This is a genomic window from Bombella favorum, assembly GCF_014048475.1.
Lineage (GTDB): Bacteria > Pseudomonadota > Alphaproteobacteria > Acetobacterales > Acetobacteraceae > Bombella > Bombella favorum.
In genome coordinates this window covers 217,735-231,348 of the sequence record NZ_NWUS01000002.1, presented here as the reverse complement: position 1 = coordinate 231,348, position 13,614 = coordinate 217,735, and the positions used below count along the sequence as shown (strand labels likewise).

General features: G+C 55.0%; 14 protein-coding genes. 11 read left to right on the top strand and 3 right to left on the bottom strand.

All coding sequences use genetic code 11. The annotated features are described in order from the left end of the window. Positions 1 to 918 (top strand): glycosyltransferase family 2 protein, encoded by a 918-nt coding sequence (locus tag CPA57_RS06290; RefSeq protein ID WP_182081984.1) that lies wholly within the window; start codon positions 1 to 3, stop codon positions 916 to 918. A gap of 61 nt (positions 919 to 979) precedes the next feature. On the opposite strand, the gene CPA57_RS06285 is transcribed toward CPA57_RS06290, so the two are convergent. Continuing rightward, complete coding sequence (locus CPA57_RS06285; protein WP_182081983.1) at positions 980 to 2,053, bottom strand: lysozyme family protein; 1,074 nt, start codon at positions 2,051 to 2,053, stop codon at positions 980 to 982. Between the two features lie 185 nt (positions 2,054 to 2,238). Here CPA57_RS06285 and CPA57_RS06280 point away from each other — a divergent pair, with 185 nt between their 5' ends. The 3 genes from CPA57_RS06280 to CPA57_RS06270 all read left to right on the top strand — a co-directional run bounded on the left by CPA57_RS06280 (position 2,239) and on the right by CPA57_RS06270 (position 4,258). Beyond that, on the top strand, positions 2,239 to 3,342 hold the full coding sequence (locus tag CPA57_RS06280) for a flagellar basal body P-ring protein FlgI (protein WP_182082106.1): 1,104 nt from the start codon (positions 2,239 to 2,241) through the stop codon (positions 3,340 to 3,342). Between the two features lie 62 nt (positions 3,343 to 3,404). Continuing rightward, positions 3,405 to 3,776 (top strand): rod-binding protein, encoded by a 372-nt coding sequence (locus CPA57_RS06275; RefSeq protein ID WP_182081982.1) that lies wholly within the window; start codon positions 3,405 to 3,407, stop codon positions 3,774 to 3,776. Then, complete coding sequence (locus CPA57_RS06270) at positions 3,773 to 4,258, top strand: hypothetical protein (protein ID WP_182081981.1); 486 nt, start codon at positions 3,773 to 3,775, stop codon at positions 4,256 to 4,258. The genes CPA57_RS06275 and CPA57_RS06270 overlap by 4 nt, the downstream gene beginning before the upstream one ends. A 28-nt stretch (positions 4,259 to 4,286) precedes the next feature. Here CPA57_RS06270 and CPA57_RS06265 read toward each other — a convergent pair whose 3' ends face one another. Beyond that, a complete protein-coding gene (locus CPA57_RS06265) occupies positions 4,287 to 4,775 on the bottom strand; it encodes a hypothetical protein (RefSeq protein ID WP_182081980.1) in 489 nt (162 codons plus the stop codon). 5 nt (positions 4,776 to 4,780) lie between these two features. After that, positions 4,781 to 5,506, bottom strand: a complete 726-nt coding sequence (locus CPA57_RS06260) for a glycosyltransferase family 25 protein (RefSeq protein ID WP_182081979.1) — start codon at positions 5,504 to 5,506, stop codon at positions 4,781 to 4,783. A gap of 195 nt (positions 5,507 to 5,701) precedes the next feature. Here CPA57_RS06260 and CPA57_RS06255 point away from each other — a divergent pair, with 195 nt between their 5' ends. The 7 genes from CPA57_RS06255 (at position 5,702) to CPA57_RS06225 (ending at position 13,603) form a co-directional block, all read left to right on the top strand. Then, entirely contained in the window at positions 5,702 to 6,535 is an 834-nt protein-coding gene (locus CPA57_RS06255; RefSeq protein ID WP_229709303.1) for a DUF1217 domain-containing protein, read from the top strand. Between the two features lie 65 nt (positions 6,536 to 6,600). Then, positions 6,601 to 8,022, top strand: coding sequence for a flagellar protein export ATPase FliI (gene fliI, locus CPA57_RS06250; RefSeq protein ID WP_182082105.1), 1,422 nt, complete (start codon positions 6,601 to 6,603; stop codon positions 8,020 to 8,022). 19 nt (positions 8,023 to 8,041) lie between these two features. Further along, positions 8,042 to 8,500: a hypothetical protein gene (locus CPA57_RS06245; RefSeq protein ID WP_182081977.1), complete on the top strand. Its 459-nt coding sequence runs from the start codon at positions 8,042 to 8,044 to the stop codon at positions 8,498 to 8,500. Between the two features lie 180 nt (positions 8,501 to 8,680). Continuing rightward, complete coding sequence (locus CPA57_RS06240) at positions 8,681 to 9,463, top strand: hypothetical protein (protein ID WP_229709301.1); 783 nt, start codon at positions 8,681 to 8,683, stop codon at positions 9,461 to 9,463. 63 nt (positions 9,464 to 9,526) lie between these two features. Beyond that, positions 9,527 to 10,696: a flagellar motor protein MotB gene (locus CPA57_RS08960; protein ID WP_229709300.1), complete on the top strand. Its 1,170-nt coding sequence runs from the start codon at positions 9,527 to 9,529 to the stop codon at positions 10,694 to 10,696. A gap of 60 nt (positions 10,697 to 10,756) precedes the next feature. Beyond that, positions 10,757 to 11,617: a flagellar motor stator protein MotA gene (gene motA / locus CPA57_RS06230; RefSeq protein ID WP_182081976.1), complete on the top strand. Its 861-nt coding sequence runs from the start codon at positions 10,757 to 10,759 to the stop codon at positions 11,615 to 11,617. A gap of 129 nt (positions 11,618 to 11,746) precedes the next feature. Next, positions 11,747 to 13,603: a hypothetical protein gene (locus CPA57_RS06225; RefSeq protein ID WP_182081975.1), complete on the top strand. Its 1,857-nt coding sequence runs from the start codon at positions 11,747 to 11,749 to the stop codon at positions 13,601 to 13,603. The last annotated feature ends 11 nt before the right edge of the window (positions 13,604 to 13,614 follow it).

Sequence of the window (13,614 nt, the reverse complement as noted above, 5' to 3'; positions counted from 1 at the left end):
ATGTCATCCCATAAAGTAGCGATTCTATTACGAACAAAAAACCGTCCACTCTTTTTGCGTCGGGCTTTGGACTGTCTGAAGCGGCAGAGTTTTCAGGATTTCCGTATTCACATCATCAATGATGGTGGGGATATGAACGCCTTGCGGGATTGCGTGGCGGAGCAGAGTGCTCCATGGGGGGAGCGTCTCTCCTGTGTGGATCTGCCCCGGTCAGTCGGGCGTAGCAAGGCATTGGCCCTTGCGCTCGCCGTCTCTGATGAGCCCTACATCCTCATTCATGATGATGATGACACGTTGGAGCCTGCCTTCCTGGCAGAGACAGTCGCTTATCTCGAGAAGGACAAAGCTGGTTTCTTTGCGGGTATCACAACCAGCAATTACGATGTGTACGAACATGTTGAAGATGGCCGTATCATTACAGACAGAAAAACCGATCAATATGGCCTCAAGAGCGGCGCTGTGGTGGATTATAGCCTGTATCTGTCTCACGCTTATGTTGTCATGCCTATTACGTTTCTCTTTCGGCGGTCTGCTTTGGCTGTGGCAGGGGATGTGGAAACGCGGCTCGATTATGTCGAGGATCATGACCTGTTCATCCGCATTATGCTTGCTGGAGAAATCGGCATCATTGGGGACTTCCTCTGCTCTTATCATCATCGTTTAGCAGCTGGTGGCGCTAATGATACGAGCTGGCATGAAGTGCCGTATGATTATTCAATTACCTATAAAAACAGCGTGATACGCAAAGCCATACAGGGTGGTGACCGCCTGCGGCAGTTGCAGGCTGGCTTCATCCAGAGCAACCATTTAGAGCGGCATTATATGATGCAGCTTCAGCAGCAGGTGGCTCAGTTGCAGGAAGGCTTTGTGAGTCTTTCCAATATGATGATGGAGCTTCTGCCACACCTCAAACGCTGAGGTGGCTACTTAAAGAGAGTCTGTCTTCCTCATCAGGTCACGAGGGACTGTGAACAGGTCTTCAATAGGCCGGAACATAAGGCATGGGGCTGACGGTATGGACAGGCATAGCCCGATAGGTGGCGAGGCTGCGCCCATTCTGTGAGCTTTTTATCCTTTGATGCGGTGGTGGTGGCATGGCAGGTCGGAAATACCCCCGAAAGGGACGGAAAGGGCGGTGCCCTTGTGGGGTGTTCTGGCCCGGTGTGGCTGTGGCGGTAGGTTGGTTCGTGGGCGGTAAAGGCTGTGTCGTTTCTTGATGGCGCAGTGCGGCCAGAAAACTAGCTGGCCCGTTAGTTGCATGGGTAATGCCCCCTCCAGAAGGATGCGCTCCCGATGAAAGGGAGGAGGCTGATTGAATAACGAAAGGCCGGTAAGGCACCGTTGTGTGTGCCGGGTGGTTTTGGCTGATGCTGGAATGGTTCCCCGCTACCGGCATGGTTGCGGCCGGGTACGGTGGGGTGGGTAGCGGTGTGTGTGGTTGGGGCGTGTCCAATGGTGTGGCCCATTGCTGGAGAACTTGTTGCAGATAGGGGGTTCCAAGTGTGCCTGTCTGCGAATGATAGGCGGCGGCGGCTCGTGGCCAGCTGCCTGTCTGATCTTTCAGTTTCTGTAGGAACAGCCCTGCATAGCGAGCATTGCTGTAGGGGTCGAAAGCCATGTCCAGAGAGGGAAAGGCTGCTGGATGGTGGAGAAGATTGACCTGTAGGCAGCCGACATCAATGGACTGTATCCCTTGTTGTTGAAAGCTTTTTACGGCCTCCACGGCCTCCTGTCGGGAGGCATAATAATGGCCCGTGCCAGCAGCATTTATGCTCCAAGGCCATGGGATAAGGTTGCCATTTCTATCCGGTCGCCCCGTTTCCACCCGGCTGATGGCGGAGAGAAAACCATCCGGCAGGCGTAGGGCACGTTCTACCTGCTCTGTGGCGTTGCGGCAGAGGTGCGACTGGGCAGGGTCCAGAGGGGAAAAGAGATTCTGTGCCGTGGCGGGTGGGCTAATGATCGCTCCCAGCAGCAGGCCTAAAACATATTGTATGGCAGAGCGGGACAAGGAGCCGGGGCGGAGGCTGTGGTACCGGGAGAAGGCTATCATGTGCTCATCAAGGCTTTCCATCAGGAAATATTCAGGCTAACAAGGCTTAATCATAAATAATTTACCTTGTATATTCCATATATAAGGTTAGATTGGAGCGTAGGAGACTATGCTTGATGTTTTTAAAGAGCTGTTGCGCCTGGCTGTCCCGAGGTCTGAATGGAGCTCGGCCTGCCTGTCGCTATATGATGTTGGTGACCTTCGGGTGCGTGCTGTCTGGCATGTTTTTGGGTGGCTCGGCCCATGCGTCTGCGGTCCGCATCAAGGATATTGTGGATTATGAAGGCATTCGGGATAACCAGCTGGTGGGATACGGGCTGGTTGTCGGCCTGAATGGCACCGGAGACCGGTTGACCAACACGCTTTTTACCCGTGAGACATTGGTCGGGATGCTCAATCGTCTCGGCGTTAACATACGCGACAAGGCCATCCAGTTACAGACGCATAACACCGCTGCTGTCATGGTTACGGCCAGTTTGCCGCCTTTTTCGCATGGGGGAAGCCGCATCGACGTGACGGTTTCTGCTGTGGGTGATGCGCAGAGTTTGACCGGTGGTACGTTGATTGTCACCCCCCTTCAGGCGGCTGATGGAGAGGTTTATGCCGTGGCGCAGGGCTCTCTTGTGACGAATGCTTTTACAGCCCGAGGGCCGGGGGCGGTCGCTACCCGGAACGTGCCAACCAGCGGTCACATCGCCAACGGCGCCGTGGTGGAGCGGGAGGTGCCTGTGCTGCTGGGTGCTGGTGGGGTCATCCATCTCTCTCTTAAGAACTCGAATTATACGACAGCTGTTCGTATTGCCACGGTCATCAACCGGCATATGGGCCGGGGAACCGCCCGTGTGGATGACCCCAGAACAGTGGCGGTCAATCTGGCGGGGCGCAATGTGTCCGAAGCTCTGTATGAGATCGGGGATTTGACCGTCACACCGGATACGATGGCCAAGGTCATTGTAGATGAAGCCGCCGGTACCATTGTCATCGGGGATAATGTCCGCATCACCACGGTGGCTATTGCGCAGGGGAATTTGACCGTGCAGGTGACGAATAGCCCCGAAGTGTCCCAGCCTAATGCCTTTGGTGCAGGGCAGACGGCGGTTGTTCCTAGAACGCAGGTCAACGTTACGACAGACCGTGAGCATAAGATGGGTATTCTGTCGGATGGCCCATCTCTGGCCAACCTCGTGACCGGTCTTAACGCTTTAGGGGTCGGTCCTAGAGACATGATTAGTATTCTTCAGGCTATCAAGGCGGATGGGGCGTTACAGGCCGAGTTGGAAGTGCGCTGACCACAGGAGCAGGGCAGTTCCGGTCTGGTCCTCTGTCTTTATATGGAAGGAAAAGCTGAATCATGAGTGTTTCGTCAGTCTCGCATGTAGCGTCCATGCCTATGGCGACTCATGCTGTGGGAAAGCCGGCGGCCCGGAGCCAGCCCCTTTCACAGCAGGATGAAAGCAAGACGCGTAAAACCGCACAGGATTTCGAGGCCATGGCTCTGGGGGAAATGCTCCAGCCTATGTTTGATACGGTCGATAATTCCGCAGCCCCCTTCGGGGGTGGCAATGCAGAGAAACAGTTCCGCTCCATGCAGGTGCTGGAGTTGGGGAAAGAGGTCGCCCGTAGCGGTGGTGTGGGGATTGCTCATCAGGTTTATGGCCGGATGAAAGCCATGCAGGAAAAAGCGGCCCAGAGCGGTGGCAGAGTAAAAGGGAACAGACCATGACGTTACGGAAGCTTGGTAAAACCGTGCGTCGGTTTGCTGAACATTTCTCCAGAGGGGACAAGGATGGTCAGGGGCTGGATGGTTCCTTCCTGCCCCACCTCATGGGGGCCTTTACCAGAGCCGCTGATATCATGGTGCGGGAGAATCATTTCTTGCAGAATAATGATGTCTCGGCCGCTGCGGCACTTCTACCGGAAAAAACCTCCACGATGGAGGAGTTGGCCGCTCTTGTTGCTCAGGCACGTAAGAATGGCGTACGGGCGGAGAATCTGTCTTCCAGCTTCCAGCAGGTGCAGCGGCGTTTTGTTGAGGTGTCTACCCAGAATAGTGAGCTGTTGCAGGAAGCCCTTGTGACGCAGGAAGCCGTGATGAAGCTGCTTATTGAGAGTGCGGTAGAAGCCAATCGGCATGGCTATAGCCGGACAGGAGAAGCAGGGTCGGATACATCCTGCGGGTCGCTTTCGCTGAATGACCGAGCTTGAGCAACGGGCTTTTGGCCCGTTGCGTTTTTTACCAGTAACCACCGATCATGTGGCGGGGCTGGTTATTGTCCGGGTCTGCTGCCGGACTCCAGACAGTCCAGTCCCATGGGGTCGTGTCCCGATAATTTTCAGCGGTCATGGCGGGTAGAGGTGGGTCCTGCGGCGGATGATGAGCGTGTTTGCGCTGCATGATGGCCCGCATATGCGCCTGTAACGTGCTGTAAGCGGCTTCATCCCCCATATAGACACAGCCACAAGCTAGTGGGTCGGCATAGAGATAGATGCGTTGTCCCTCTGGGCTCATGCGGTAGGTTAGGCTTCCGGGTGGTAGACTGTTCATGAGGGCAAAACGGGCCGTCGTATTAGCGGCATGTGCCACGAAACCGGCGTGGCTGAGCAGACTGCCTTTCTCCAGATACGGGGCAGCTGGCCGTGTGCACCCAGTCAGCGTTAGGCTTAGCAGAGCCGTGCAGGCAAGCGTTGAGAGCGCAGGCGGGCAGGTGATTTTTATGGGCATGGTGCTTAGTCCCGGTTCAGGCTTTGGGCTGTTAAGTTGTCCGTCAGGACAAGAGGCGGGACGCAACAATAGGCCTTCATGTCCACATAATGGCGATTCATGAGGTGATCAATGCTGGTACTCAGCAGGGTTCTGTTGCCAAGTGAGGGATAATTGATGGGCAGTGTCGTCATGGGCAGGCAGCGTTTCATGAGAGAGTGCGCCCCATGGGGAGATACAGCATAACCACATATGCCAAAGGCCTGCTTCAGGCGGAAGGGCAGTGTTTCGACCGTCTGATGGCGGAACTCTTCGATGCCACGGCGAACATCATTCTGATTGAAATGGGCGAAACAGTCCGTCTGCCCCGGCAGGACTTCATAATGCAGGGGCGCATCGGAGTTTTGGCCCCACAGGATGACCTCCCAGTCCTCTGGTAGCTGGTTGATGATCTGTTGGCTTTTCTGCTCAAAGTTTTGGCAGAGGAACGCATCATCTTCAAAGATGGTGGCAGGCTCTCCGCTCTTGGCGATGGTACCCCACAAGGCAACATGAGTGAGCCCCGACCCGACAGCTCCCGCCGTAAAACGGCAGTCCTTGCTAAGGAGGTCAGCTTGGATGACGCCCTGCCTATCCAGCGTTTTGCCATCAATGCCGGGGGCGTGGATGATGTCGGGAGCATGCTGGTTGACCCGCCGAAACCTCTCTAGTCGGTCCGGTGTCCGGGTAAGGCTGATGACGTAATGTTTCATGGCTATCCTTCTTGTCGTACCGCTCTTATCACATGCTTTATAGTGGATATATGGAATGATTGTAGGGCGCATCATATGATACTATGGTTAAAGTAAGTCCTTTTTAGCCTTATGTTAATTATTAATGCTTTAATGTTGAGCGGAATGCTGGCAGAGGTCATGTCAGCGACATGCTTCTATGGAGGGAGGTGGCTTATGGGACTTAGTGGCATTTCACCCGTGGCGCAGTTTTTGATGGCCCAGAAGAATGAGGTCAAAGCAGCGGCTGACAGCGTGAAGGGCGACAATACGGCTAAACGTATGGTGGCGGATTTTCAGGATAAGGCACCGTCCATCACCACGGCAGACCAGTTAATGCGGAATTATTCCGCTAACCAGGTAGTGTTGAAGGCTTATAACTTGAGCTCTCTCGGGTCGCAGCAGGCGATAGAGAAAGCCTTGTTGACGCAGGACCCCACCTCATCCTCCTCCCTAGCGCGGACATCGCAGAACGCTAGCTGGCTGGCTTTTGCTGATGCATTTTCTAGTATGGGGGCAGGGCATGGCACGGCTTCTGCAACGCCTTTTACATCCGACATGATTGCCACGACCGTAAGCTCTTATGAGCAACGCCAGTATGAAACGAGCGATGCCCAGCAGAAGGATGGCGTGGGTGATGCGCTCTATTTCACCCGGAAGATGCAGTCCGGTACGGTGAAGACAGTGAATGACCTGATGGCGGACCCTACCTTGCTACGTGTGGCGGAGGTTGTCAGCGGGTATGACCCCGATCAGTTTGGTGCTCTGGACTTTGACCAGCAGAAACGGATCATTAGCAACAAAGTAGATATGAACAGCTTTTCCAAACCTGATGCTGTTCAGCGTTATGCAGAACGTTATCTGACACAGATACAGATACATCCTAGCTACAATAGTGATGATAAGCCCGCCAGTATGATCGATCTTTTTGGAGGGGATGATGGTGGGGATGGCATTCTCGCTCTGTTTGGCGGCAGTAGCGACGGGACGTCGTCCTCTGGGCTTTTCTGATGTTTGATCCGCTCTTTCTGCCAGATATTGAGGCCCAATGCCGGGATGTACAGGAACGGCATGTGATGTTGTCTGTCCAACTGTCTCGGCAGAGGGACATTATAACCGCCCTGACAAGTGTCATCCATCCCGCAATAGCGGACGCCCCGATAGGGGAATTGTTGGGCCGTGTTGTGGATGTGTCAGGGCTATGCGTTACCGTAACTGGCATGACCCTGTTTACAGCCGTGGGAGACCAGATACGGATTAGAACGTTGGATGGTCGGGATGTTCTGGCGGAGATTATTGCGTTCCGTCACGGGCAGGCTCTAGCCATGACGTACGAATCCATTGAGGGCATTGGTGCTGGCTGCCCTGTTTTCCATGTTCTGCATGGGCATGGGCAGCAGGGTGCGTCGAGCAGTTTGGCGGTTAATAAGTCGTGGATTGGCCGTGTTGTGGACCCTATGGGCCAGCCTTTGGATGGTAAAGGGCCTCTTCTGCCATCGGCCATACGGCAGCAGCGCCATGCCCCCCCGCCAGAAGCAGCAGGCCGGGCCCGTCTTGGGCCACGGATTGATCTAGGCATCAAAGCGTTGAATCTGTTCACGACATGCCGTCAGGGGCAACGTCTTGGGCTTTTTGCTGGGTCTGGCGTGGGGAAATCCACACTTATGGGGATGCTGGCGAGAGAAACGACCTGTGATGTCACGGTTATTTCCCTTGTGGGGGAGCGAGGCCGGGAAGTCCGGGAATTTATGGAGGATGATCTGGGGCCAGAAGGGTTGGCAAAGTCTGTTCTGGTTGTCGCCACATCGGATAGTTCTGCACTGATGCGTCGAGAAGCTGCCTATAGTGCTATGGCGGTGGCTGAATATTTTCGGGATCAAGGTAAGTCCGTTCTGTTGCTGATGGATAGCGTCACGCGCTTTTGTCAGGCCCTGCGGGAGATTGGTCTTTCTGCCGGCGAGGTACCAGCCACCCGTGGTTATCCGCCTAGCGTGTTTGCTACGTTGCCTCGCCTGTTGGAGCGAGCCGGTCCGGGCGCTCTGGATGAGAAAGGCCGGGCAGGTCAGATGACGGCTTTCTTTTCCGTTCTTGTGGAAGGTGATGACCAGAACGAACCGGTAACCGATACGGTCCGGGGGATTCTGGATGGTCATGTTGTGCTGGAGCGTTCCATTGCCGAATCGGGTCGGTATCCCGCCATCAATATTCTGCGGTCTCTTTCCCGCTCTGTTCCAGGCTGTAATAGCGAGGATGAAAATGAACTGACAGTTCGGGCACGGCGGCTTCTTTCCCAGTGGGAGGAAGTGCGGGACCTTGTGCGGTTGGGGGCTTATAAGGCCGGTAATGACCCTGAGGCGGATCTCGCCGTACAGCTTGGCCCGCAGCTAGAGGAATTTCTCATCCAGAAGAAGACGGAGTGTGTGTCACTCGAAGACGCCTTTGCTGGTCTGCGACAGATTTTGTCACAGGGTGAAGGGTCGAACGGGTATGCGGCGTAAGGCTTAAGGAGGAGAGATCATGAAACCGGCACGCTTTAAGGCGCTGACATCGCTTGGCACGCTCCAGAAGCGGAACAGCAATCTGGCTCGGATAGAGTTGGCTCGTTGCTTGGCAGAGGAAAAGCGGATTGAAAATAGCATCATAGAGCTAAAGAGCCAGATGCAGGAGAACCGGATTCTTGTCAGCAAAGCCCGAGAAGAAGAAGCGCAGGATCTGACATTATGGAACGGATACCGTTACTGGTTGCCCATAGCGCAAGAAGAGTTGGAGCGGCTGGAACAGGCACTGGAAGACGCCCGACAGGTGAGTGGAGTGGCACGGAATCGAGTGATGGGACTGGTGCGGGAGCAGGAAGCAACAGACGGTTTGCTGCGTCATGAGAAGTTGGAGCGGGTTCAGAGAGTGCAGCAGCAGGAACAAATGAGCCTTGATGAGCGGGCACAGCATCAGAAATTTCTGGAAGGGTTAGAAATGTAAATAAAAGGTTTAGAATAGATAACATAGAACCTTCTTTGCGGTTTTATTATTGTTAAATCGCCTTTGTTTTGACGCTAATTTAATTTTATTCCTTATAAAAGCCTTGAGGCTCAATAATTTGCTGCGGTATCCTCATGTCTAGATAAGCTTTATCATGTCCTTTTTCTAAGGGCAGGCTTCATGGAGGAAATAGCAACGATGCAGACGGGGACGACACCTTCAGGGAAGATTATGCTGGCAACACCCTGTTTCGGTGGGATGGTAACGACTGGTTACATGCTGTCCGTTATCGGCTATGCCTCCAGCGGTCAGAGTATTCCCATGACAGTTATGCATGTTGGTGATGATGCTCTGGTGACACGGGCGCGCAATACGCTTCTTTCCAATTTCTATTTTCGGTCAGACTGCTCGCATCTTCTTTTTGTGGATGCTGATATCAGCTTCCCTGCTAATGCACCGACACGTCTCTTTGAATCTGGGAAAGACGTGATCGCCGGGCTGTATCCACTGCGTGACCGTTTCTGGGATGATGAGACAAAACATAACATTCTAGCTGGTGAACGCCAGCAGACAGCCTCGCTGCGTTATGTCGGCGAGACTTCCGCTATGCATGAGACCTACGAGCATGGTCCCCTGTTGAAGACAGCCTATGCTGGAACAGGTTTTATGATGATCAGCCGTCATGCGATCAGCCGTATGATCAAGGCTTATCCGGAGCTGGAATATAGGCGTATTGATGCGCCAGCAGGTGAGGATGGCCGTCGCTTTGCACTGTTTGAGGGCAGTGTGGATGCCGAGAGCGGTACGTACCTCAGTGAGGATTACACCTTCTGCAAACGTTGGCGGGAAATCGGTGGTGAAGTCTGGTTGGATACGTCCATCGAACTGACCCATACCGGTACGGCATCGTTCTCCGGCATGCCGTCCGTGCGTGTGGGTATTGCCCATAATCGGGGTCGTTGATGATGGCTGGGGCGGTTAGTTGCCTGATGCTGATGGGTGAAGCAGGAGGATGGTGCTGTCATCATGGCTAACAGGAAGAATAGCCGTCCCATTATCATCAAGCGGGAAGAAGTGGTGGAGGCTGGTCATCACGGTGGTGCTTGGAAGGTGGCCTATGCCGACTTCATGACCGCCATGATGGCGTTCTTTCTGCTCATGTGGCTGTTGAATATCACCACAGATGAGCAGAAGCGTGGAATTGCCTTGTTCTTTAACCCAATGGCGGACAGAACCGGCAAGGCAACGTCGGATCAGGCTTTGCTAGAAACATCCCCTCTTTCGGCGCCTTCTGCCTTGCGGACGGTCCATAATTCTGACCATGAACCACCGCCGAAGCCGGATTCCTCTGAAAATCATCCAGAGGATCAGGGGCGGAGGGGTGGTAAAGCCGATGAAGGAATTCTGACCAATAGCGGTATCAGCATCCTGCCCTCTAGTACGGCAGATCGTCCGGATGAAGTAGGTGTTGGCCGGCCGGAGATCATTCCGTTAGGTGGGCCCAAGAGCGGCGCAGCAGAGAATATCGGGCAGGTTGGTCAGGGTAATGAAGCGGTGGATGGCAGTGCTGGCACCTCGTTTGTACAGTCTTCTAGTGCGTTGCATGGCTATGGTGCTACGGGCACTGGGGGGGCTCTGCATCAGGCAGTGCAGGAAGATGCCCATCTTCGGCAGACGATGGAAGGGCTGAAGGCCAGCATCGCCCATGAGGCCGGGTTGAGTAGCCTGAAGGATAATCTCGGTTTCCGAATGGGGAGTGATGAGATCCGCATCGAGGTGCAGGATACTGCCCATAAACCGATGTTCGATAATGGTGAGACCATGCCCAACAAGGAAGGCATGGCCCTGTTGGAGCAGATCGGAGCGTGGCTTGGCGGCCTGCCAGAAGATATCTCCATTGTCGGGGAAACAGACGGCGTTCCGTACCATCTGCGGAGGGTCAATCCGCATGGCCTATCCAATTGGACGTTGTCGGAGATGAGAGCAGACCGTGTGCGGGAATTGCTAGTGCGGGCTGGATATCCGGATAGGCGGATTAGGAGCGTGGAAGGGCGCGCAGATCGTAGTCTGGCCGACCCTGCCCACCCTGAAGCACCAGAGAACCGGCGGATTGTCCTACTTATCCATCGTCTCCATGCGTTGCCTGCATCTTTTCAGGGGAACACAGCTGCGCCCTCACAGGGAGGCGCACAATGACAATACAGGATGGGAAGAAGAAAAGCGGTCCCAAAGCCGTTTTGAGAGAGGAACGATAGGATGCTGTATATCGGTGGACTGATTTTTGCACTGCTTTGCGTGTTTGGTTCCTTTGCGGCCTCAGGCGGTGCGCTGGCCCCTTTGCTGGCATCTATGCCGTTTGAGCTGTTGACCATTCTCGGGGCCGCCGTGGGCGTGTTTGTGATGAGCAACAGCATGGCCGCATTAAAGTCGGTCTTCGGGTATCTGATGTTGGTTGTGAAGGGGCCTCGCCACAGCCAGCAGAGTTACATGGACCTCCTGGCATTGATGTACCGCCTCCTACGGCAAGCCAATATGAAGGGCATTGCCTCTTTGGAAAATGACTTTGAGGAGCCGCAGGAAAGCAGCATTTTTGCGACCTCACCGCGGATCAAGCAGGATGAGAAAACCCGCGACATGATCTGCGATTATTTGCGGCTCATCAGCATGAATTTGGATGAAAGCCACCAGCTGGATGAGATTATGGGGCGGGAGCTGAAGAAGAACCTGCATGAGGATTTGCACATCGCGGAATCATTCTCCGGTATTTCCGATGCGCTGCCTGCTCTGGGTATTGTGGCGGCGGTTCTAGGGGTGGTGAAAACCATGGCTGCCATCAGTAAGCCGCCTGCCGTTCTGGGTGAAATGATCGCTGGGGCTCTTGTGGGAACCTTCCTTGGGGTGCTGCTGGCTTATGGTGTCGTGGGGCCTCTGGCCGCACGGATGGGGGCCATCGTGAAGATGGATAATCGTTATTATGAGACGATCCGCACCGTGTTGGTGGCGTATCTTCAGGGGCAGCCTCCGCAGGTTTGTATCGAGATCGGCCGGAAGGAGATTCCCGAAGAATTTATGCCCGATTTTGCTGCAGTCGACAGCATGTTGAGTGAACTGACCTAACAGACATGATGCTGCCCGAATGAATGTGAGAACGCCATGGTAATGCCCCGTCCTTCACTCTCAACTCTCCCTTTGCCCACCGCTAGCACGGGCCGTTCTTCAACGACCATGCCTGCTGGTAGAGGGAGCGTGCGTTCTTCATCCGGGAAGAACTTTGCCGGCGTTCTGGCGGATCAGGCCCCGTCCGATCATAGTGAAGCAAATATATCCTCACCAGCTGAAAGCGGGCGGGATACAGTGCCGGAGAAAAAAGGGACTGATGAGCCGGCAAAGAGCACAGGGCGGCCAGATGATGCGTCACATTCTGCTGTAGAAGCACAGGATAAGGCGGCTGGTTTATCCTCCGTCGGAGTGAGCCGGGCAGAGGAAGAAAAAACGGAGGATGAAAAGGCGGGTGCTGATCCTCATGCTGCTGAGCAGCAGGAACAGAACAGCCCGCAGGATCATGATGCAGCGACCGCCGCATCTCTGAACATGCAGGCCCTGTCTCTGGCGGCTCTCATGGCATCGCCGCAGCCGGTTCAGGTTTCATCGTCTGGTGCGTTGGAGTCTTCTCAGACTGGCGGAACGGGGATGGCGATGGCGTTTTCTAATGCGGGGTCGATAGAGGCCCTGAGCCATAATGATCAGTTTTCTCGTGCAGGTCTGGGCATGGCCCTGACGGGGAATGCTTTAGCGGGAAACTCGACGCAGGCAACCGCTAGTGCCACGGCTATGTCGGCATCGTCCACTACAAGCCATTTGTCCCAAGCTTTGTTGTCTATGGGCACGGTGGGAAGTGCTGCAACAGCTCCAACATCCGCAATGACGTCGTTTATCGCTGGCGCAATGGAGGGGGCCTCCTCTCATAGTCAGCAGCAGCCCATAGGTTATGGCAATGTGTCATCTGGTCATGCCACCGGTGAGAGGCAGACCGAAACGACTCTGATGGCGTCGCAACAGGCCGCTCAGGCTCCTGCTACAGCGATGTCGGCTACACAGGCCATGAAGGACCGGACATTCCCTACCGTGCAGACGATGAGTTTTCAGCCCAGCACGGCAGGCATTTTGCCTGTTTCGGCATTTATGGTGAATGGTGCATCTGCCACATCTCGTCAGGATGATACCCGTAACGGGCCGGAAGGGCAGCCAGATAGCCTTTTTAGCCTCATGGTGAAGGCGTCTTCCAAAGAGCCGGAGCCTTCTTTGGCAGGGAGTGGGGATCAAGGAAGGTCTGGTAGTGAGCAGGGTATGGCCGGGCATGGCGGTACTGTGAACACGGACGCTTCTGCTGGAGATAGCGGGCAGGACATGCCGGGTAATCTCTCATCTTTTGCTGGCCTTGTGACATCATCTGAAGGTCGCCTTATACAGTCGGAAGCACATGGCGGGACGGCTGGTGTCGTAACGTCCGAGACACGGCAGACAGCTACGGAAACGGGCCTGTCTGTCTTGCAGGGGAGTTCCGCTGCGGGGGTGCTGACTGGGCGTGCCGCAGTTGGACAGGCCGGAACACTGACCATGACGGTCATGACGGCGGATTCAACCTCAGTTCATGTTCAGCTGGACCGTTCGGCGGCGGGTATGTCTGCCCTTTCCCTGCAGGGGCAGGATGATGGCACGACCGAGGCACTTCAGAAGACACATCATGTTCTGGCCAGACAGTTGGATGAAGCCGGTCTGCATGCTGGTCTTATGAAGATTGATGTCCTTCCTGCCGATGCAGGCCACATGGCCGGGGGGCAGGACCGGAACACATCGCAGCATCAGGGGCAGGGGGGCTATCAGGCATCGGGGCAGCATACCGGTCAGTCTTCCTTCCAGCAGGAGGGAGGCTTCTTTGCTGGTGGGGAGAGTGGCAGGCAGCAGGATCAGCGTTCCCGGCAGGGGCGTGATCTCTCTGCTCCGTTACAGCAGGAGCCGTTTGTTCGGGCAGAGGGGGACGATGTCGCCGCCCCGGCCACAACTCGGTCCGTCCGCACGGGCCATCTCAATATTTCAGTCTGACACACGATCTC

Bases quoted from the DNA above. Each gene is read 5' to 3' on its own strand.
- CPA57_RS06265 (WP_182081980.1), bottom strand. From the start codon at position 4,775: ATGCCCATAAAAATCACCTGCCCGCCTGCGCTCTCAACGCTTGCCTGC.
- CPA57_RS06290 (WP_182081984.1), top strand. From the start codon at position 1: ATGTCATCCCATAAAGTAGCGATTCTATTACGAACAAAAAACCGTCCA.
- motA (WP_182081976.1), top strand. From the start codon at position 10,757: ATGCTGTATATCGGTGGACTGATTTTTGCACTGCTTTGCGTGTTTGGT.
- CPA57_RS06285 (WP_182081983.1), bottom strand. From the start codon at position 2,053: ATGATAGCCTTCTCCCGGTACCACAGCCTCCGCCCCGGCTCCTTGTCC.
- CPA57_RS06255 (WP_229709303.1), top strand. From the start codon at position 5,702: ATGGGACTTAGTGGCATTTCACCCGTGGCGCAGTTTTTGATGGCCCAG.
- fliI (WP_182082105.1), top strand. From the start codon at position 6,601: ATGTTGTCTGTCCAACTGTCTCGGCAGAGGGACATTATAACCGCCCTG.
- CPA57_RS06275 (WP_182081982.1), top strand. From the start codon at position 3,405: ATGAGTGTTTCGTCAGTCTCGCATGTAGCGTCCATGCCTATGGCGACT.
- CPA57_RS08960 (WP_229709300.1), top strand. From the start codon at position 9,527: ATGGCTAACAGGAAGAATAGCCGTCCCATTATCATCAAGCGGGAAGAA.
- CPA57_RS06245 (WP_182081977.1), top strand. From the start codon at position 8,042: ATGAAACCGGCACGCTTTAAGGCGCTGACATCGCTTGGCACGCTCCAG.
- CPA57_RS06240 (WP_229709301.1), top strand. From the start codon at position 8,681: ATGGAGGAAATAGCAACGATGCAGACGGGGACGACACCTTCAGGGAAG.
- CPA57_RS06270 (WP_182081981.1), top strand. From the start codon at position 3,773: ATGACGTTACGGAAGCTTGGTAAAACCGTGCGTCGGTTTGCTGAACAT.
- CPA57_RS06280 (WP_182082106.1), top strand. From the start codon at position 2,239: ATGATGTTGGTGACCTTCGGGTGCGTGCTGTCTGGCATGTTTTTGGGT.
- CPA57_RS06260 (WP_182081979.1), bottom strand. From the start codon at position 5,506: ATGAAACATTACGTCATCAGCCTTACCCGGACACCGGACCGACTAGAG.